The organism is Bacteroides zhangwenhongii (genome assembly GCF_009193325.2).
Classification (GTDB): domain Bacteria; phylum Bacteroidota; class Bacteroidia; order Bacteroidales; family Bacteroidaceae; genus Bacteroides; species Bacteroides zhangwenhongii.
The window spans coordinates 4,932,477-4,954,564 of the sequence record NZ_CP059856.1 but is presented as its reverse complement, the minus strand read 5'-3'; the positions used below and the strand labels follow the sequence as shown (position 1 = coordinate 4,954,564).

11 protein-coding genes, 2 tRNA genes and 3 rRNA genes are annotated in these 22,088 nt (G+C 43.1%); 6 read left to right on the top strand and 10 right to left on the bottom strand.

Annotation, left to right across the window (positions count from 1 at the left end):
- Positions 1–36: 36 nt before the first annotated feature.
- The 10 genes from GD630_RS19580 to GD630_RS21465 all read right to left on the bottom strand — a co-directional run bounded on the left by GD630_RS19580 (position 37) and on the right by GD630_RS21465 (position 13,895).
- Positions 37–1,155, bottom strand: coding sequence for a tyrosine-type recombinase/integrase (locus GD630_RS19580; protein WP_004338318.1), 1,119 nt, complete (start codon positions 1,153–1,155; stop codon positions 37–39).
- Between the two features lie 141 nt (positions 1,156–1,296).
- The gene (gene tnpA / locus GD630_RS19575) at positions 1,297–2,232 is read right to left on the bottom strand and encodes a transposon Tn4555 protein TnpA (protein ID WP_004292844.1); all 936 of its coding nucleotides are present in this window, start codon (positions 2,230–2,232) and stop codon (positions 1,297–1,299) included.
- Between the two features lie 305 nt (positions 2,233–2,537).
- Positions 2,538–3,788: a hypothetical protein gene (locus GD630_RS19570; protein ID WP_238482944.1), complete on the bottom strand. Its 1,251-nt coding sequence runs from the start codon at positions 3,786–3,788 to the stop codon at positions 2,538–2,540.
- 11 nt (positions 3,789–3,799) lie between these two features.
- Complete coding sequence (locus GD630_RS19565; RefSeq protein ID WP_143868708.1) at positions 3,800–5,296, bottom strand: DUF4832 domain-containing protein; 1,497 nt, start codon at positions 5,294–5,296, stop codon at positions 3,800–3,802.
- A gap of 20 nt (positions 5,297–5,316) precedes the next feature.
- Positions 5,317–6,648, bottom strand: coding sequence for a SusE domain-containing protein (locus GD630_RS19560; RefSeq protein WP_143868706.1), 1,332 nt, complete (start codon positions 6,646–6,648; stop codon positions 5,317–5,319).
- Positions 6,649–6,666: 18 nt separating this feature from the next.
- Positions 6,667–8,202, bottom strand: a complete 1,536-nt coding sequence (locus tag GD630_RS19555) for a RagB/SusD family nutrient uptake outer membrane protein (RefSeq protein ID WP_143868704.1) — start codon at positions 8,200–8,202, stop codon at positions 6,667–6,669.
- A 21-nt stretch (positions 8,203–8,223) separates the two neighbouring features.
- Positions 8,224–11,547, bottom strand: coding sequence for a TonB-dependent receptor (locus GD630_RS19550; RefSeq protein WP_143868702.1), 3,324 nt, complete (start codon positions 11,545–11,547; stop codon positions 8,224–8,226).
- A 226-nt stretch (positions 11,548–11,773) separates the two neighbouring features.
- Positions 11,774–12,796, bottom strand: a complete 1,023-nt coding sequence (locus GD630_RS19545) for a FecR family protein (RefSeq protein WP_143868700.1) — start codon at positions 12,794–12,796, stop codon at positions 11,774–11,776.
- A gap of 37 nt (positions 12,797–12,833) precedes the next feature.
- Complete coding sequence (locus GD630_RS19540; protein WP_143868698.1) at positions 12,834–13,433, bottom strand: RNA polymerase sigma-70 factor; 600 nt, start codon at positions 13,431–13,433, stop codon at positions 12,834–12,836.
- A 330-nt stretch (positions 13,434–13,763) separates the two neighbouring features.
- Positions 13,764–13,895: a hypothetical protein gene (locus GD630_RS21465; RefSeq protein WP_262890826.1), complete on the bottom strand. Its 132-nt coding sequence runs from the start codon at positions 13,893–13,895 to the stop codon at positions 13,764–13,766.
- A gap of 1,114 nt (positions 13,896–15,009) precedes the next feature.
- On the opposite strand from GD630_RS21465, the gene GD630_RS19535 reads away from it, so the two are divergent.
- The 6 genes from GD630_RS19535 to GD630_RS19510 all read left to right on the top strand — a co-directional run bounded on the left by GD630_RS19535 (position 15,010) and on the right by GD630_RS19510 (position 22,087).
- A 16S ribosomal RNA gene (locus GD630_RS19535) occupies positions 15,010–16,538 on the top strand.
- 234 nt (positions 16,539–16,772) lie between these two features.
- Positions 16,773–16,849 (top strand) — tRNA-Ile (locus tag GD630_RS19530).
- A gap of 35 nt (positions 16,850–16,884) precedes the next feature.
- Positions 16,885–16,958, top strand: a tRNA-Ala gene (locus tag GD630_RS19525).
- A 140-nt stretch (positions 16,959–17,098) separates the two neighbouring features.
- Positions 17,099–19,978: ribosomal RNA gene (locus GD630_RS19520) — 23S ribosomal RNA — on the top strand.
- A gap of 96 nt (positions 19,979–20,074) precedes the next feature.
- Positions 20,075–20,185, top strand: a 5S ribosomal RNA gene (gene rrf / locus GD630_RS19515).
- Together the 16S, 23S and 5S rRNA genes with 2 tRNA genes alongside form the textbook arrangement of a ribosomal RNA operon.
- 405 nt (positions 20,186–20,590) lie before the next feature.
- Positions 20,591–22,087 (top strand): 2-isopropylmalate synthase, encoded by a 1,497-nt coding sequence (locus tag GD630_RS19510; RefSeq protein WP_007758452.1) that lies wholly within the window; start codon positions 20,591–20,593, stop codon positions 22,085–22,087.
- Position 22,088 lies beyond the last annotated feature (1 nt).

Sequence of the window (22,088 nt, the reverse complement as noted above, 5' to 3'; positions counted from 1 at the left end):
TAACCGCCCCTCTGAATACCTGTCAATGTGAGACATTTATGCCTCCTTGCGCTTCAAGGTTATCTTGTCCACCACCTGACACATCTGCTGCGCTGCTATCTTGGAATAGATTTGTGTGGTGGTAATGTTCTTATGTCCGAGATAGGCTTGGATGACAGCCATGTCCGTTCCCATTTCCACGTGCAGGCTTCCGAAGCTGTGGCGGGTACAGTGAAAGGTGATTTTCTTGGTTATCCCTGCTGCCGTGAGCCACCGTTGGAGTGGTCCTTGCAGCATCTTGTCCTTGAAATCCTCAAAGATAAGTCCCTCGCCCCGTTCTCCCAGCAGTCCATAGGCTTCATCACTGATGGGGTTATGCACTATTTCTTTGGTTTTCTGCATACGGGTGGTAACGAACATCCTGCCGTTGGTGTATGGTTGTATCTGCTGCCACGTGAGCTGTCTGATGTCGCTCTTTCTCAGTCCCGTAAGACAGGCGAAAAGAAAAGCTTTTTTCAAGACCTCCTCCTCACAGGGTGTTTCGGCAAGCCGTATCAGTTCCTCTTGGCTCAAATGCTCCCTGATGGTGGGAATGCACTCGATGCGGTCTAAGAAGCCGTTTGGGTTCTCCTTTATCTTCCTGTCACGGTAAGCGGTGTGCAGCACGGCACGGAAAGTTGACCAATAGCCTGCTGCGGAGTTGATGTGCAGCTTTTGGTTGGTGTGGATGGATTGGGGTGCATCAAGCAGGTATTCCATGAACTTGCGGCACAAATCCACATCCACCTCCTCAAAGGTGCATTTGCCGTTCACGAACCGCTGGAAATGCTTGTATACGTGCTGCCACTTGATATTCTTGCGGTCAGCCAGTCCTTTGAAATAGGCAAGGAAATCGCCCTTCATCTTGGTCTTGTCAAAAAAGCCGTTGTTTTCATTGAAAATGGCTTCGTAGCGCTGGTTGCGCAGGATGACCGCTTTCTTCATCATGCGTGCGTTGAAGTCCCGTTCCTGCTGGTTTGCAGGTTTGGCGAAGATGTAAATTCCTAAGGCTTCACGTGTAATCACTCTCATGGTGACATTGTCACGGTAGCCGGGATAGTAGTCAAGGCATAGTGAATACTGTGTCCCGTTCTTAATCTTGCGCTTACGCAAGGTAACTGTTTTGCATTTACTCATAATAATTATGTTTTAATTGGTTGTATACATTTTGGAGTTGTATCCATGTTTCCGATGGCAAAGGAACAACGTGAAATATCCGTGAATACCTCCACGATACATCATTTTGAAATAATTTTCGATAATCCCGATTTTTCACGGTTATTTGTTCCTTTCAGCCATGACACGCTCCACATCTGAGCGCAAAAGCAGGTTTTTCACACCCACCTTTATCTTTTCGATGTGCTTCACCTTGACGATATGGCAGATGTTGGCTGACGAAAGACCATAGATTTGCTGCACCTGCTCAACGGTATAGTAGCGTTCATCGTTCACAAGGTCAGTTCTGCGGAGTTCGTTCAAATGTGATTTGGAGTAATAGGTACGCCCGTACTCTCTTTTAGTGGGTATCTTATGGCGATAGGTGTAGGCACGGAGTGCGGTCGGCTTCATGCCGAACAGTTCCTCCACCTCCTCGGTCAGTAGCCAGTCGGTAATTTCGCTAATATCAACTGCCACACCGAAAAACTCGTCAATATGCTTCTTGCTGTAATAGTTCTTTCCTGCGATACGGCAGATGGGGATATGGTTACGCTTGGCGGAAGTGTAAAGCCATGACTGCTTTACCTTAAAAAGGGACATCACCTCCTCGCCCGAATAGAAGTCCAACACTTCTTCGCTTTCCTTTTCCCTTTTTTCTCTTTTGGCAGGTAAGGAAGATGAAGATGATTTCCTTGGTGTGGAGGTGTTGCCGGGCAGGATGCGGTGATAGGGATTGCCCTCCAACATCTGCTCGATGTCGGCTCTGCGGATGAATGCCATGCGGTTGCTGATGCGTGAGGCTTTCAGCTTGCCGATGGCTACAAGTTTGTAAATGTACTGTCGGGAACAGCCCATGAGGATGGCTGCTTTGGAAAAGGTGAGATACTCCTGATGCTGTATCTCCATCAAGGGTTGGGCGACTTTGAAGAGGTTGTTCTTCTGCATCACTCTGGCTCGTTTGGCTTCTGCCTGACAAGCCTCACTGCAATATCTTTGCATACCGCTTCGGGTTACAAAGGACTTGCCGCAAAAACTGCATTTTCTGGTTGCTTTCATACCGTTTTATCGTTTAATGGTTCATTTCTTCAATCCTATATCTCTGAAATGGTAAACGGATGTGAACGGAAGTCAACCATTGTCGCTTTTCTACACAGTGTGACTGTTTCCGCATATCGGGGCGGTTATTGTCGCTTGTCGTAAACGGTTGTAAACCCTTGTCAACTGTCTGCACGGTGTGACAAAAAACAAGCCCCGCAAATTCTCCACGTCAGAAATACGTCTCAAAAATATGTGGAAATTTGGGAAGCGACAAATGGCAACCGAAAAGTGTTAAATTTTAGAATATGCTGGTAATTAAAGATTTACACTCGGATATTTCTGATTAGTTTTGGTTGTTCTATGGTTATAAATACATTATAAGGCTTATATTTATAATTCCAATTAGGCATATTATTAGGTAGATAACCGTTCCCTGAGTTTTTCCACTCATGTGTGATATTGACTCTCGAATTCGTTTTAGCCTGAACAGGTAATGATACGCTACAAGGATGGATTCGGTAGCCACCTCGAACGATGAACTTCTGGACTAAGTCATTAGCTTTCTCTGTCCATCCTTTCGTTTCCGGAAGTTCTCTCAAATCCAGTGTGTTGAAATGACCTTCAATGGCATGCTGAAAGGTTTGTTCATAGACATCTCTCCATGAATTCATTTGATAACGTGTATCCGAGCGGAATGGAGTGCAATCGTCAGAAGAACATCCCCAATAGCAGGATTCTCCGATAAGAAGTGTTTTTCCATACATATCCGTTACTATTCTTTTTTCCTCATCACTGAACCACATACTGCCCAACCCATCTCTTCTCATGCCATAACCTTTGCCGTCAATAGCAATCCTCTTTTCGATATTAAAACCGATCTGACTTCCAAAGGGGAGAGCGAGAATAACGCGTCTAAAGCGGGTTGAATATAAAGTTGTAAACCAGTCGAATACTTGTTCGAACTTCTCTTGATCTTGAAGAACTACATGATGGCATTCTCCCCACCAGCCTAGACTGTATCCATCTATAAAGTCTACTATATCCGGATTATCATATTCCTTGGCAAAGGCTTCGATAAATTTTTCCAACTTTTCCTGAAAAACAGAGTCATCCGGATAAGGGGTCCAAAGATCCCCTTTCAATCCTTTCACTGTATAACCTTTAGCACCGGCATGTCGTACGTATTCCGGAGTCCCGGCACGCAAATTATCTTGCCCGTTATTATAGATACGGAAACATAACTTCAATCCGCGATCCAAAGCACCTTGTATTAGCTTTTTGTAATTTTCATCGTATATCCAGGCATACTTACCCTCTTCCGGTTCCATATCCGACCATCTCCATCTTACATATAGGAACGACGCATATTGACGGGCTGCCCTGTCTTGGGCAGCCCAGTAAATATCCGCATTTTGCACTTCATCATTGGCATCATCATATACTCCCCAACCCATACACGGATTGCGGAGTAATGACACGCTGTCTTCCTGGATTTCTACTTTCTGATATTGCTGTGAACATCCGGATAAGAAAGCAGATAAGAAGACAGATATAAATAGATATATGTATCTCATGACTAATTAATTTAGTTGACAGTCATATTACTGATAAACGTCCATCCGTCCTTCTTCTCTTTATCTTTGACGCTGATATTGATGCCGGGTTTGTTATCTTTAGTCTTATCGATAATAGCTACCGCCCATTGATAGTTACCTTTGGAAATTCCTTCTAAAGACACTTCGTATGTATAGTTCTTACGTTGATTGGATAGCCATTGGGATGGTTCGGCATCTTCATCAATCCATGATTTTACCAGATTACCGTTTTCATCAAACAGAGCGAAAGCCGGTTTATATTTATAGTTCCAATTCCTCATATTATTGGGTAAATATCCGTATCCGGTGTTCCGCCATGAATGAGAAATGGAAACAGTCTGTCCTGATGAGGCTTCATAAGGCATAATTACATAAGTCGGATATACTCTGTATCCACCATTCAGAACGAATTTGCGAACAAGTTCGGGAGCTAGCCCCGTCCATCCTTTAGTTTCGGTAATCGTCCTTAGATCAAGAGTGTTAAAATGATAAGTTTGGGCATGGTCAAAACTTTGATTATATACATCCTTCCATGATTTAAAGGAGTATTTTGTATCATCTTTGAAAGGCTCATAAGCAGCTGTATATCCTCCCCAGTAGGCACATTCGCCAACCATTAACACTTTACCATACATTTCATTTGCCACTTTCTCATCGTTTTCAGTGAACCACATACTTCCTAAACCGTCTCTGCGTAATCCATATCCTTTCTGGTCAACAGCGATTTCCTTTTCCGTACCGAATCCGATCTCACTATTATATGGTACTACTAGAATGATGTGCTTGAAGTTTTTATAATACATCGTCGTAAACCAGTCGAATGTTTCTTTCTTTTTATCTGAATTCAGGTATTCGATATGTGAACCTTCGCCCCACCAGCCCAAAGAGTATCCGTCAATAAAGTCTACGATATCCGGATTATCATATTCTTTGGCAAATGCGGCGATAAACTTTTCATATTTCTGCTGAAAGATAGGATCGTCGGCATAAGGAGTCCATAGTTTGACTCCGTTTTGTCCGTTGACTTCATATCCTTGGGCGCCTGCGGTACGGACATATTCGGGAGTACCCTGACGAATGTTATCTTGCCCGTTATCATAGATACGAAAACATAACTTCAATCCCCGGTCGAGTGCACCTTGAATCAGCTTTTTATAATTCTCGTCATATATCCAGGCGTATTTTCCTTCCTCCGGTTCCATTTCCGACCAACGCCAGCGTATATAGAAGAAAGATGCATAGTTACGGGCAGCTTCGTCTTGTGCGGCCCAGTATTCTTCTGCGTTGGCTACATTACCGGCGGCATCGTCATAAAGTCCCCAGCCCATGCAAGGGTTACGTAAAAGGCCGCTTCTGTCTTGTTGCAGGTCAATCGCTCTTGAACCTTTGGGTATGCCATTCTGACCCGCTTCAGAGTCAGCGTCTGAACATCCGGCAAATAGTGTCAGGCAGTACACTAATATAATTTGAAAGTAATATCTTTTCATAATGATTCATGTTTTATTGATTATTCTATATAGATATAGCGCATGACGGTTCCTTTAGCCCAAGATACCCATAATGTTTCGCTGTTATCGTGGATGAGAGCCCTCCAGGGATCATTCCACGTGGCAGGATCCCCTAGGTCAGAGGCCATAAAGTAGAACTTCTCTTGAGCCAGTTCGATTGCATCCCTATCCAAATTCCATGTACCTGCTGAAGTAAAGCTCAGTCCCCATTCGTTCAAATGTTCCTGACCGGTAGGATCCTTATAATAATATACAGGATCTTTGAGAACATTATATCCGCCATTTTTTCCGGCTTCGGAGAATAAATAATTCCATTCGGCTTCTGTCGGTATTCTCCAGCCTTTCGGGATAATCCGGTCACGAATCACGAAACTGTAATATGTACCGATTGCTTTGATCCAGTCTTCTCCAAGGGATTCGGGAGCATATCTGTAGTATTCGGATTCGATATCCGTTCCGTCCGGATATTTGGTAGTATTCAGGTTTTTGGCTGTCCACACTTGTGAACTTCCGTCGGAGAATGTCACGCGGACTACAGGATAAGTTATCGTTTCATTTCCGCGTGTGTCTACAAGGCGCATCATATCGTTTGTGTACAATGTATTGGCAACACGAGAAACGAGTGACTGGTTTGTATTGTCACGGACATTCCAATAGATCGTATTGGTCCGGTAACGTTTGATAGATAGTTTTTCGATTGTTTGTTCCATTTCTTCATGGGTAATCGAAACACTTCCTGTACCTTTTGTCGGTAGTTCTACAAAGTTGTCCATTTCCGGATTCAGAGAAAGGAGTACTGTACATTCTGTATCTTTACCGATTACTGAGGCATCCCATTCAAATTTTATTTTGGTTTGTGTGGCATCTGCCAATAAAGTGGCTGTCGCCATGTCTTCAGGAGTGAGCAAGACACTTTTCATTCGTCTGGCTTGTAATGTACGGACTTCTGACGCGGCGGCAGTCTGATTATTTTTATCTTTCACAGTCCAGTATATGAGTCTCTCATTCCCGGATTTAATATCCAACTTAGATAGTAATTGGTTGATAGTTAATGCTGAAATGCTACAGCTTGTCCCTGTCCCTGCTTCAATAGTAACTTGTTTCACAAGGTCTTTTGTAGTACTGAATATCAGTACTGAACCGTGTTCCGGAGCCTTATCCCATGTAAACTCATATGAATCTTTACTTTCATCATTTAAATCCATAATTACTCCTTCAGCGGGAGAATTTAGATATATGCCCGACATTGGAATTGTGATGTCGGTTTTATAATCTTCTTCGCAACTGGCGAACATTACTAGTCCGATGATGCTATAAATTAACTTTTTCATGTTTTTTCTTTTCAATTATTAATAACCGGGATTTTGCTCGATTACTCCCTTACCTTCATCAATAATACTCTGTGGAATCGGAAAACGGTGACGGTTCTCATCCACAAGTGTTTGTTTACCCATTGATTGAGCCTTCTTTTTAATCGTTTCCACAAATATTCCATAGCGGATTAGATCCTGGCGGCGGTTTCCTTCGAAGTATAATTCCCAACCTCTTTCGTCCAGTACAGCTTTCAAGAATTTATCAACACTGTTCAAATCTTGCAAACTATACCCTTTGCCGGGAAGTGAGCGGGTACGTACCTCATTAAGTAAATCAACAGCTTCCTTCGTAACCGCATTCTTGTTGCGTACGATAGCTTCTGCTGTCAAAGTAAGTACATCGGCATACCGATAGATAATCCAGTCTATCTGTGAATCTTCTCCCGTGCAATCCGGATCAAATTCATATTTCAGTGGAACTGCTCCGAGATATAATTGTGCTGAGGGATCCTGACTGTCATTCTTTTCATTATGTACAACTCCATCTTTACTGGTGTATTCAGATGCAATTGTCAGCAAGCGTTTGTCTTCAGGATCAAAGGTATGCATAAAACTCCACGAGATCTTATACCCGTTCCATTTGGTCATTTTGTCCAAATAGGGAGTAAAGTTATAATCGTTAGGTAATACATGAGGTTGCCATTTGTGTTCTTGATATCCTTTGGCACATTGGCAGGCCCAGATAATTTCCGGATTCTTTTCATTTGCCAGTGTGAATATATCTTTGTATTCGGGCACAAGTTCGAAACCGTATTCTGGTTTCATCAATTCTCGTCCTTCTGCTTCTGCCTTATCCCACTGTTTGGTAAGCATATAAAGTTTTAATAAAACGGTATGTGCCAGTCCGGCTGTAAAACGTCCATAGTTCTTATCCCCCTTTTTGTAATTGGCAGGCAATATTTTACTTGCTTCCGTAAGTTCGGTTTCAATGTATGTCTGCATTTCCTCTTCGCTGAGCCGGGGTAGGATTTTTTCCGCCATAGGATCCTTGAGAGTTTGTAGGTCGGCAATGGTAATCGGTCCGTAGAAATCGTAGAGAAGATAGGCCAGCCAACCTCTACCCAGACGAAGTTCAGCAATATATTGTTGCTTGAGGGTCTCATCCATTTCAATATTGTTGAGCCGGTCGATAGTCAGGGTCATTTTACTGATGTCATTCACATAAGCATAACTTTCAACGGTCAGCCAACTGCCGGCACCGGATATAGTGAGCGTGTTCCAATTGGCGTAATTGATGTGGTCCCATCCCCAGTTGCACATTCCATAATCACCGGCTTCATCGCTGACTATCTGTATGCCGGTTGCCACATTGAATATACCACCGTAGAAGCTGTTTTTAAAAGTGGCGTATGCAGCAGATGTTGTGATAGCGTCAGCATCTTCTGCCGTTTTCGGGAAGATACTGGTATTGATCTCACCATAGTTTTCGGAGACGAGTTCACAGGAAGCATTCAGCCCTGCGATGAGACAGCTTCCGAAAGCAAGATATATAAGTTTTGTAATTCTTTTCATGTTCAATTCTTTTAGGTTTATTTAGAATGAAATATCTACTCCGATGCTAAAGCTTGTGACGTTGGGATAAGCATTCGTGTTACTGTCCGTTTCCGGATCCTGCCCTTTCCAGTTGGTCCATACACATGGATTGTTGACGTCAGCATATACTCGCAGGCGGTTACAGATCTTTTTACTGATTGGGACAGTATAGCCTAATGTGATATTTCTGATGCGCAAGAATGAAATTTTTTGGAGAAACAGATCTCCGGTACCATAGGATGACTCGATAAAGCTGGGACGTGTACTTGTCTGATTGTCTGAACTCCAGGCATCCTTGAAAGAGATGGGCACGTTTTGCCCTAGTTTGATACGGTTTCCGTAAGATCCCCAAGCATCGTAATAACTGTTTGCTCCTGCTATTTTTCCTACCTGTCCGTACATATATATATTAAGGTCGAAATTCTTATAAGAAAAATTGTTGTTAAAGCCAAATATGAATTTAGGATCATTACGCCCAATTAAAACCATATCTTCCTCATCCAGTTTATCGTCTCCATTTATGTTTTTGAGTTTCACTTGTCCGGGAAGAAGTTGCGGTTGGTGGGCGGGGGCTTCCTCACCAGGTTGCAGCAAACCGTCGGCGACATAGGCAAAGACTCCGCGAATAGGATCTTGTTCTTTTTGATAGGCGGCAGGTTTCCAGTTTGGATCACGTTCTTTCCAGCGATCGTTATAAGTTGAGAATGTTAAATCAGTACTCCATGTAAACTGTTTAGTCTGTATATTTTGTGTATTCAGAGTCAGTTCCACACCATTACTTTGAGTCGAACCGATATTGGCTGCGATACTTTTCACTTCATTGTAGTGAGGGATAGCTTTGTCACTCACCAACAAATCGGAGATGGTACGCTGGAAATATTCGGCAGTCAGGTTGATTCGGTTATTGAAGAATCCCAAGTCCAGACCGATATTAAATTCGGTTGTCGTCTCCCAAGTCAGATTTGGGTTACCTAATTGTGATACATAGATTCCTACGTGTTGTGAATCACCAAATTGACTACCGTACCACGGATCTGCTCCATAATAGTCGAGGGCTCCGTTACCTACATTATAGTTACCGGTTTGTCCCCAGCTTAAACGCAGTTTCCCATTGGAAAGAATAGTGGAAGATAAACTGCTCAGGAATTTTTCTTCTGAGAAACGCCAGCCTGCAGATACGGAAGGAAAATATCCCCATTGATGTCCTTTGGCAAAGTTGGAGGCACCATCGGCGCGAAGAGTGGCAGTGAGCAGATATTTCTCTTTCCACGAATAATTGATACGCCCAAAGTAAGAACTCAAACTGCTGACTGAAGCATACGAGCCTACCGGGGGACGATTATAATTCCCTGCTCCCAGGTTATTGTACAAAAATGAGTCATTGATAAAATCCTGATTACCCGCATTCATTCCTTCAGTGTTGAACTTTTGATAGGAATAACCGAAAAGGATATTGAAGCTATGTTGCCCGAATACCTTTTGGTAATGGGCTGTCAAGTCCATTAAATAGTCGTTATTATCTTCTTGACCCAAGTATGCCTGACCGTTAACTGCCGCACCGTATTGGGTGGTTTTGGGGAGATAAGTTTTTCGTTTCTGATATTTGCGGTCGATACCCAAATTAGCTTTCAACTTCAGTCCTTGGATAGGTTCCACTTCTAAATAAGCCGAGCCCAACAATCGTTCCTTCACAGTTTTATCATTAATTTCGAGGAGAGAAACCGGGTTCGGGAGTTGAGGCATCTGCGGATTGGCCGAGTAATTTCCTTCTTCATCTCTAACGGGAACAGTCGGGTTGAAAGCAACGGCAGCAGTAATGATACCGGAATTTTCATTTTCGCCGTTTCCCAAAGGTACATTATCGTAGTTATTACGGCTGATATTGAAAGACAGTCCGGCCTTTACATACTTGGAAATCTGCTGGTCCAGATTTATTTTTGCAGTGAAGCGTTCCATGTCGTTGTTCTTCACTACACCTTGGTGTTTGAGGTAGTTGATAGAAGCCATATACTTTGTCTTATCTGTTCCTCCGTTTATAGAAACATTATGCTGGTGCATCAATCCGGTACGTGTAATTTCATCAAACCAGGGAACTGTCGGTGCATTGAGTATCTGATCATTTGAATATTTGGGTTTAAAGTCTGCGGCATCATCATTCGGTATCATATAATCTTCGTAAATACCTTCTCCTTTTTCTTTCAGCCATAGTTCGTGATAATATCGGTTGGTTTGATACATATAATCCTGTCCGTTCAACATCTTGAATGAGTTTTTCATTTTTTGCACAGAGACATTGGCGGAGTAGTTGACACTTGCTTTTCCTTCTTTTCCTCGCTTCGTAGTAACGATAATCACACCGTGTCCGGCTCTTGCACCGTAGATAGCGGTAGAACTGGCATCTTTCAGAACCTCTATTGACTCAATATCATTCGGATTGATGGATTCAAGGATATTATCAGTTTTACCGGCATCATAACGGTTGCCCGAACCAAGTGTAGAACTGGAAGAAACGGGAAAACCGTCGATGATGATAAGCGGATCATTTCCGGCACCGACAGAAGCAGCACCACGTATGTTGAAACTACTACCACCACCTACCTGTGCACTCGTCTGCACTACTTGTAAACCTGCTGCTTTCCCGGCTAACGCATGACTCACAGTCGTAAAGGTTTGTACGGGAGTTTCATCCATCTTGATAGAAGAAATGGCACCGGTCAAATCTCTTTTTTTCATTGTTCCGTATCCCACTACGACGACTTCATCCAATGCCTGTGCGTCTTCTTTCATTGTAATAGCTAGGTGCGCTTTATTTTTAGTGCTCACTTCCTGTGACAAATACCCTAAGTAAGATATTAGCACGTTACTACCTTCGTCAACGGTGAGTTGAAATTTTCCGTCAATGTCCGAGATAGTCCCATTTGTACCGTTCTTTTCTTTGATATTGGCACCGATAATGGGTTCTCCGTAATTGTCTGTAATTACTCCGCTGATTGTACTTTTTTTCTTTTGTCGAGTGGCTTGATTACTTTTCTTCTTTATAATGATATCTTTACCTTGAATTGTATAACTAACATTTTGTCCTATTAAAATCTGTTCTACTACCTTTTCTATGGGTAGGTTTTTGGCTGTTACTGTAATAATCTTTTGGGTATTCAGGTCACTTGCTGCAAATGTAAACGAATATCCATTCTGTTTCTGTATTGTTTCGATGGCTTGTTTTACTGTTACGTTTTTCAACTGTACGTTGATTTGCTGGGCAAAAGAGTTCAGATGAAGGCATAACATGAGCAGGACCATGAAAAAAACTTTTTTCTTAGTTTTCATAAGTCAATGAATAAATAATTGATAAATAAGATGAAAAGTTTAGGAATTTGTTTATATTTGCCTAAGCTTTCATCAACAAAGTCACAGTGGCTTTTAAGATAGAAGGTCAAAAGGGTCAGGGGGGCAAAGGAACCTGACCTTTTTTATATCTATCAGTGAGAGTAAAATCATGTCTTTTCAAAGTTGCTTCTCATATTTTTTAATTTTAAAAGGTTTCACAATCGGTTCATTTAGGAAGTGTGATCACAATATTTTTCCCATTAATGGTATAAGTCATTTTCTCGGTAGACGATAGTATTTCCATGATTTCCTGTATATTCTGTTCTCTTCTGCGGAAGTTTCCATAGAATCGAACCGAATTTAGGGCATCGTCTGCAATTGTTATTTTTATGTTGTAGCTTCTTTCAAGCTCTTTCGCAATATCAGGAAGTAGTGCTTCGTCAAAATAAAGACGATCGTTTGTCCATTCGGCACTATAAGCGGCCTTTGTCTTTGAAATCAATAACTTTCCGGTCTTTTTGTCTAATAACGCTTGCTGGTCCGGATGTAGTATTGTTTCTTTCTGCTTAGTATTGAGGGCTACTTTTCCTTCAAGCAAACACACTTTTGCTTCGAGGTCGTCCTCATAGTTCCTGAAATTAAATTTCGTGCCTAATACTTTGACATCCAATTCGTTGGTGTGCACTTTAAAAGGGATTTTTTTATTTTTGATTACCTCGAAATAAGCTTCTCCAGTAAGGCTCAATGTTCGTTCATTGATGCCAAAATTCTGTGCATAACTCATTTTTGAGCCGGCATTCAGCCAAACAAGTGTGCCGTCCGGCAGATATAGTTTGGTTTTCGAACCATAAGGCGCTTCAATGGTGATCTGAGTTAATTGATTTTGAATAACGCTTTTACCTGTTTGGAAAGCAATTGTTACGCATAAGAAAACGACTATCACCATTGCTGCGGCATACATCCATGGGCGTATCCGGAATACTTTACGTTGCTTGATACATTGCTGTGCGGCAACTTCTGTTTGTTTTAAGAATAGTCGGTAGGCTTTTTCTTTGTCGAAGTCCATGTCATTCGTTTCGTCCGATGCAGCCATCCATACTTCTTGCATATCGGAAAAATACTTTCTGTTTTCTTCCGTAGCATTCAGCCATTTTTGCAACGATTGCATCTCTTCCGGTGTCAGACTGTTTGTCAGATAACCGATAATCCAATCGTTGATTGTATCTGTATGTAGTGAGTGTTCATTCATAAGTAATGATTGTCTTTATATATACTACAGTTTTTTCTTATAAGAGGGTAGGGTAGAAAGCGAAAATAATGCATAAAAAAGTTCCAAGTTCCTTTTTTAATATGACTAATGCACTCTTTATGTGGTATTTAACGGTATTAATAGAAATGCCTAATTCTTTTGAAATTTCTTCGTAGCTCATTTCCCGAAAACGGCTCATAGTGAATACTTGTTTACATACAGGAGGAAGTTTGTCTATCGCCTCTTGAATCTTATTTTCCAATTCTTGTTTTAATAGAATACCCAAAGGCTGTTGATTATCCGGAATAATATTTTGTAGTTGAATGCCCCCTTGCTCTATGGAAGAAAAACGTATTTCTACTTCTTGCTGTTTGAGTGCTAGATAATTAAGACATTTATTACGTACGGCCGTTATTAGATAATTGCGAAGGGGAGGAATGAGCTCTAAATTATCTCTAATTTCCCAAAGATGAAAAATAACATCGCTAACTATACTCTCAGCTTGTGTTTTATCTTTCAGTATGTAATAACTAAATTTGCAGAGAGCTACATAATGAAAGTCATACAAATACTTGTATGCTTCATTATCTCCCGCTTTTAGCTTTGTGATTATGATTTTTTCATCAATTGGATTCATGTGCGTGTCTTTTCATCTTTGCAATATTCGGATAATATATTGAAAAATGCAAATTAATTGCAGAAAAAATACTCTTTCCCTTTTTCTCGTTGAAGAAGCATTGTTATCCGAATAATTCTCTTAATTTGTGCCATTAACTTGACTAATACATCCATGGAACACACTGAAACTTTGAATAGACAAATCATCTGCCATCCTACACCAATCGTACCTTATGTTATTGAATATTAGTATATTAATAGGGTGTAGGATAGTGGTGTAGGATGGTTGCAGATGCGGTGTATCCTACACCTTTCCCTCGCTCATCCTTATGCTTTGCTTTACTTATCCTTACACACTGTCCTTGCCATCCTGCTTTTCGCCAATTATTTCCTGCGTATGAAACTTTAGTTTCACCCGCTTGAAACTTTTGTTTCTCCCGCTTGAAACTCTAGTTTCATCTGCCTGAACCTTTAGTTTCATTTGCTTGAACTTCTAGTTTCCTGTGGTGAAACAACATTTTCTGTTACTTGAAACTGTCTGTTCTACCGCTCTCTTTCGGCTCTTGATACTTGCTCTTCAGTCATTACTACCTGTCTTCTCAGCCGTTAATAGCCTATGTATTGAGTATTAACACCCTGTATATAGGTTGTTAATATCCTATATGTGAGTTATTAATATCCTATATAATTGGTTATTCATATCCTGTATTCAGGTTGTTAATGTGCTGAATATCTATTGTTTATGCTTTTTACCCATCATCTGCCGCCCGGTGATAGGCGGGTGATAGGTGACAGGTGTGGTGATAGGTTGCGGATAACCTATCACCATGCCTTAAACCCCGATGAACAGGGACGCTTATGATTACAGGTGATAGGTGATAGAGGAAAGTGCGAAAAACTTCTGTGTGTATCCGCCCTGCCCGCTTCCTTCTTTTTCCCTTCGCGCACACACATACGCACGCATGAATACAATAATGTATCCTTTCCCTCGCTTCCATTGTCCTTTTCTCCCGCTGTTGAAAAAATATGTTCTACAACATCGTTATGATTCAGCTAGTTAGCATATATCTTTAAAAAAACTTCAAAAAAACAGTGGAATATATTTGGAGTATATCCGAAAAGCGAGTACTTTTGCACCCGCTTTCCAGGAGAGGATAGCCTTGCGGAATTGACATGATGACAAAGCGTAGGACCGCCTAACTATAAGAACAAAAAAGATCCGGAAAAGTTTGGATTATAATAAATAAAGTTCTTATCTTTGCAGTCCGATTCGCAAAGAAACGCGGTTTAGCGTTTTTCGTTTTCGTCCCTTCTTTCCCTTTCGCCAAGAGAGCCTGAGAAACGAACCGAAAAAGAAAAACGAAAAAAAACTCCCGAAAAGTTTGGCGGTTAAAATAAAACCCCTTACCTTTGCACCCGCTTTTGAAAACGAAGCGCAAGTTCTTTGAAATATTGATAAACAATACAAGTAGTACAAGTTAAAATAGAACCGTCAATGCTTATATAAATATAGGTATAGGAATAGAGTCAATAAATTGTACGGCATCCTGAACAGAGCAAAACGCTATCCTTAGGGATAGATGAACAATACTTTTACAATGAAGAGTTTGATCCTGGCTCAGGATGAACGCTAGCTACAGGCTTAACACATGCAAGTCGAGGGGCAGCATTTCAGTTTGCTTGCAAACTGAAGATGGCGACCGGCGCACGGGTGAGTAACACGTATCCAACCTGCCGATAACTCCGGGATAGCCTTTCGAAAGAAAGATTAATACCGGATGGCATATGATTATCGCATGATAATCCTATTAAAGAATTTCGGTTATCGATGGGGATGCGTTCCATTAGTTTGTTGGCGGGGTAACGGCCCACCAAGACCGCGATGGATAGGGGTTCTGAGAGGAAGGTCCCCCACATTGGAACTGAGACACGGTCCAAACTCCTACGGGAGGCAGCAGTGAGGAATATTGGTCAATGGACGGGAGTCTGAACCAGCCAAGTAGCGTGAAGGATGACTGCCCTATGGGTTGTAAACTTCTTTTATACGGGAATAAAGTTGTCCACGTGTGGATTTTTGTATGTACCGTATGAATAAGGATCGGCTAACTCCGTGCCAGCAGCCGCGGTAATACGGAGGATCCGAGCGTTATCCGGATTTATTGGGTTTAAAGGGAGCGTAGGTGGACAGTTAAGTCAGTTGTGAAAGTTTGCGGCTCAACCGTAAAATTGCAGTTGATACTGGCTGTCTTGAGTACAGTAGAGGTGGGCGGAATTCGTGGTGTAGCGGTGAAATGCTTAGATATCACGAAGAACTCCGATTGCGAAGGCAGCTCACTGGACTGCAACTGACACTGATGCTCGAAAGTGTGGGTATCAAACAGGATTAGATACCCTGGTAGTCCACACAGTAAACGATGAATACTCGCTGTTTGCGATATACAGTAAGCGGCCAAGCGAAAGCGTTAAGTATTCCACCTGGGGAGTACGCCGGCAACGGTGAAACTCAAAGGAATTGACGGGGGCCCGCACAAGCGGAGGAACATGTGGTTTAATTCGATGATACGCGAGGAACCTTACCCGGGCTTAAATTGCATTTGAATGATCAAGAAATTGGTTAGTCGTAAGACAAATGTGAAGGTGCTGCATGGTTGTCGTCAGCTCGTGCCGTGAGGTGTCGGCTTAAGTGCCATAACGAGCGCAACCCTTATCTTCAGTTACTAACAGGTCATGCTGAGGACTCTGGAGAGACTGCCGTCGTAAGATGTGAGGAAGGTGGGGATGACGTCAAATCAGCACGGCCCTTACGTCCGGGGCTACACACGTGTTACAATGGGGGGTACAGAAGGCAGCTACACGGCGACGTGATGCCAATCCCAAAAACCTCTCTCAGTTCGGATCGAAGTCTGCAACCCGACTTCGTGAAGCTGGATTCGCTAGTAATCGCGCATCAGCCATGGCGCGGTGAATACGTTCCCGGGCCTTGTACACACCGCCCGTCAAGCCATGAAAGCCGGGGGTACCTGAAGTACGTAACCGCGAGGAGCGTCCTAGGGTAAAACTGGTAATTGGGGCTAAGTCGTAACAAGGTAGCCGTACCGGAAGGTGCGGCTGGAACACCTCCTTTCTGGAGCGATGCCGTAATAAGTTGAGAGTTGAGAGTTGAGAGTTGAGAGTTTACTCCCATTATCTGGACTTGCTTTCTCACTGAAAAAAATGATGACTTTAAAGGTTCTGTTTTTGTACTACTGGTACTTGTTTATTTATAGATATAGATCAACCATCTATAGCATTATAGATAGAGATAAACAAGAGAAAAAAGAAGCCGAGTCTAACATATACAGGTAGACAAGGTTGAACTAGTCCTATAGCTCAGTTGGTTAGAGCGCTACACTGATAATGTAGAGGTCGGCAGTTCAACTCTGCCTGGGACTACCAAGCTCAAGAACGACAGTAATTCTTGATAACCTCTTGGGGGATTAGCTCAGCTGGCTAGAGCATCTGCCTTGCACGCAGAGGGTCAACGGTTCGAATCCGTTATTCTCCACGATCTCTGAAAAAGAGAAACGATCTTTGACATGATGATACAAAAAGTAAAATTTTAGTAAGAGCTAAAAGTATATATCGAACCGTACGTTCGCGGTATATAGACTAGCAATAGTTCAATATGCCGGGAAGTCAGTTTGAAAGAAAGTAAGCAAGGGCGCATGGCGGATGCCTTGGCTCTCGGAGGCGATGAAGGACGTGATAAGCTGCGATAAGCTTCGGGTAGGTGCAAATAACCCTTGATCCGAAGATTTCCGAATGGGACAACCCGACATTCTGAAGGAATGTCATCCATCCTAGATGGAGGCTAACACAGGGAACTGAAACATCTTAGTACCTGTAGGAAAAGAAAATAATAATGATTCCCCAAGTAGTGGCGAGCGAACGGGGATCAGCCCAAACCATTGTTGTTACGGCAACAATGGGGTTGTAGGACCACGATGTCGCAAGACATTTCATGAGTAGAACTCTCTGGAAAGTGAGACCATAGACGGTGATAGTCCGGTATACGAAGTGAAACGAAGCGTAGTGGTATCCTGAGTAGCGCGGGACACGAGGAATCTTGCGTGAATCTGCCGGGACCATCCGGTAAGGCTAAATACTCCCGAGAGACCGATAGCGAACCAGTACTGTGAAGGAAAGGTGAAAAGCACTTCGAACAGAAGAGTGAAATAGTCCCTGAAACCATGCGCCTACAAGCGGTCGGAGCTGCGCAAGCAGTGACGGCGTGCCTTTTGCATAATGAACCTACGAGTTACTTTTTCCGGCAAGGTTAAGCATTTCAAAATGTGTAGCCGAAGCGAAAGCGAGTCTGAACAGGGCGATTAGTCGGAAGGAGTAGACGCGAAACCAAGTGATCTACCCTTGGTCAGGTTGAAGGTTAGGTAACACTAACTGGAGGACCGAACCGATAAGCGTTGAAAAGCTTCCGGATGAACTGAGGGTGGGGGTGAAAGGCTAATCAAACTTGGAGATAGCTCGTACTCCCCGAAATGCATTTAGGTGCAGCCTTGTGAGTTACTAATGTGAGGTAGAGCGACTGATAAGATGCGAGGGCTTCACCGCCTATCAAGTCTTGATAAACTCCGAATGCGCATTAGTCCTATCACAGGAGTGAGGGCATGGGTGCTAAGGTCCATGTCCTAAAGGAGAAGAATCCGGACCATCAGCTAAGGTCCCCAAATAGATACTAAGTTGAACTAACGAAGTCAGATTGCTAAGACAGCTAGGATGTTGGCTTGGAAGCAGCCATTCATTTAAAGAGTGCGTAACAGCTCACTAGTCGAGGAGTTTGGCGTGGATAATAATCGGGCATTAAGTATCTTACCGAAGCTATGGGATGTGTAAACATCGGTAGGGGAGCATTCCACTCCGCGTCGAAGGTGAGGCGTGAGCCTTGCTGGAGCGTGTGGAAAAGCAAATGTAGGTATAAGTAACGATAAAGGGGGTGGGAAACCCCCTCGCCGAAAGACTAAGGTTTCCTGATCAACGCTAATCGGATCAGGGTTAGTCGGGTCCTAAGGCTCAGCCGAACGGTGAGGCCGATGGCAGAACAGGTTAATATTCCTGTACTACCTTAAGGAGTGACGTGGAGACGGAGGAGTGACAGCGCCGCGGACTGACGGAATAGTCCGTTGAAGGGTGTAGATATTGATCTTTGCAGGCAAATCCACAAAGAGAGTCGAACCTGATAGTATACCGCGTTCTTCGGAACAAGGTAATAGTGCGTGTAAGCATACTCCCGAGAAAATCCGCTAAACTTAATCCTTAAGGTACCCGTACCGCAAACGGACACACGTAGTCGGGTTGAATATACTAAGGCGCTTGAGTGATTCACGGTTAAGGAACTAGGCAAATTGACCCTGTAACTTCGGGATAAAGGGTCCCAACGAGAGTTGGGCGCAGAGAATAGGTCCAGGCAACTGTTTAACAAAAACACAGGGCTGTGCCAAATTGAAAGATCACGTATACAGCCTGACACCTGCCCGGTGCTGGAAGGTTAAGAGGAGATGTCATCGCAAGAGAAGCATTGAATTGAAGCCCCAGTAAACGGCGGCCGTAACTATAACGGTCCTAAGGTAGCGAAATTCCTTGTCGGGTAAGTTCCGACCTGCACGAATGGTGTAATGATCTGGACACTGTCTCAACCGTGAGCTCAGTGAAATTGTAGTATCGGTGAAGATGCCGATTACCCGCGATGGGACGAAAAGACCCCGTGAACCTTTACTATAGCTTAACATTGAATTTGGGTAATTGATGTGTAGGATAGGCCGGAGACTTTGAAGCAGGTACGCCAGTATTTGTGGAGTCGCTGTTGAAATACGGCCCTTTGATTATTTGAGTTCTAACTCCAGGATTGGAGGACACTGTTTGGTGGGTAGTTTGACTGGGGTGGTCGCCTCCAAAACAGTAACGGAGGCTTCTAAAGGTGCCCTCAGGACGATTGGTAACCGTCCGCAGAGTGTAATGGCATAAGGGCGCTTGACTGGGAGACATACAAGTCGATCAGGTAGGAAACTAGAGCATAGTGATCCGGTGTTTCCGCATGGAAGGGACATCGCTCAAAGGATAAAAGGTACTCCGGGGATAACAGGCTGATCCCTCCCAAGAGCTCATATCGACGGAGGGGTTTGGCACCTCGATGTCGGCTCGTCACATCCTGGGGCTGGAGAAGGTCCCAAGGGTTGGGCTGTTCGCCCATTAAAGTGGCACGCGAGCTGGGTTCAGAACGTCGTGAGACAGTTCGGTCTCTATCTATCGTGGGCGTATGAAATTTGCGTGGCTCTGACACTAGTACGAGAGGACCGTGTTGGACTGACCTCTGGTTTACCAGTTGTGCCGCCAGGTGCATTGCTGGGTATCTAAGTCGGGATTGGATAAGTGCTGAAAGCATCTAAGTACGAAGCCAGCCACAAGATTAGATTTCTTAGGGTCGTCAAAGACGATGACGTTGATAGGATGCAGGTGTACAGGTGGTAACATCATAGCCGAGCATTACTAATTGCCCGTCCACTTTCTTCTCAAGCTTGTACGGATCGCGATATATACGTTTAGCGGATTACCCCCGGAAACGGGTAATACACTGAGATTTTACTTTTCATCATGTCATAACCTTATTCAGGTGGTTATAGCACGAGGGTTCCACCTCTTCCCATTCCGAACAGAGAAGTTAAGCCTCGTCACGCCGATGGTACTGCGTAACAGTGGGAGAGTAGGTAGCCGCCGTTTTTAAGAAGCCCCTTGATTCAGCAATGAGTCAAGGGGCTTTCTGTTTTCCGCCACTTCTGAAAATCACCCGGCTAATGTAGCTTTCTCTACTACCTATCAGTGATATATTTTAGGTAATATCCGCTTTAAACTTATGAAATGAAATTTTATCTGATAAAAAAGTAACGTTTTATTTGGTGGTAACGAAATAATCTATACCTTTGCACCGTCAAACAATAAAAGAGACGAAAAATGAATCAGATGTTTATACATATTCTACTATGCGGTATTATTATTCTACTATCAAAGGTTAGTGGAAGTGAGTGCTGCGCGTAAATGTGTATAATGAAGATATACGAAAGCCTTTCTCACTTCCATGTGTGAAAGGCTTTTTTAATGCAAATAATTACATAATATAATAAGAATATGGACAATAGGTTATTTATTTTTGATACCACCCTGCGGGATGGCGAACAGGTTCCGGGTTGCCAGTTGAATACAGTGGAAAAGATTCAGGTAGCAAAGGCATTGGAAGCATTGGGGGTAGATGTGATTGAGGCAGGATTCCCTATATCGAGTCCGGGTGATTTTAATTCGGTAATTGAGATTTCTAAAGCAGTGACTTGGCCTACGATTTGCGCTTTGACCCGTGCTGTCCAAAAAGATATTGATGTAGCTGTGGATGCACTGAGATTTGCAAAGCATAAACGTATTCATACGGGTATCGGTACTTCCGATTCACATATTAAATATAAATTCAATTCGAATCGTGATGAGATTATCGAACGTGCGGTAGCAGCTGTAAAATATGCACGTCGCTTTGTGGACGATGTGGAATTTTATGCAGAAGATGCGGGTCGTACGGATAATGAATATTTGGCACGTGTGGTAGAAGCCGTAATCAAGGCAGGTGCTACTGTGGTAAATATACCGGATACGACGGGTTACTGTTTACCATCGGAATATGGTGCTAAAATCAAATATTTGATTGACCATGTAGACGGTATTGACAGAGCCATTCTTTCAACTCATTGCCACAACGACTTGGGAATGGCAACAGCCAATACGATCGCTGGTGTTTTGAATGGCGCCCGTCAGGTGGAAGTGACTATCAACGGTATCGGTGAACGTGCCGGAAATACAGCACTTGAAGAAATAGCAATGATCATCAAGAGCCATCATGAAATAGATATCCAGACAAATATCAACACGCAGAAGATTTATCCGACCAGCCGCATGGTTTCCAGTCTGATGAATATGCCTGTACAGCCGAACAAGGCTATTGTTGGCCGCAATGCTTTTGCGCACTCTTCAGGTATTCATCAGGATGGCGTATTGAAGAATGTTCAGACTTATGAGATTATCGATCCGCATGATGTGGGTATCGATGATAATTCGATTGTATTGACTGCTCGTAGCGGACGTGCTGCATTGAAGAATCGCCTTGCTATTTTGGGGGTTAACTTGGAGCAGGAGAAACTGGATAAGGTATATGAGGAATTCTTGAAATTGGCTGATAAGAAAAAAGATATCAATGATGATGATATCTTGGTATTGGCAGGTGCCGACCGTAGCCAGAACCATCGTATTAAATTGGACTATTTGCAAGTGACGAGTGGTGTTGGGGTTCGTTCTGTAGCTAGTTTGGGGCTGAATATTTCCGGTGAGAAATTTGAGGCTTGTGCCAGTGGCAACGGTCCGGTAGATGCAGCTATCAAAGCATTGAAGAAGATTGTGGATCGGCACATGACACTGAAAGAATTTACTATTCAGGCTATTAGTAAAGGAAGTGATGATGTAGGTAAAGTTCACATGCAGGTGGAATATGATCATCAGGTGTATTACGGTTTCGGAGCCAATACAGATATTATCGCAGCTTCGGTAGAGGCCTATATCGACTGTATCAACAAGTTCAAGTCGTAAA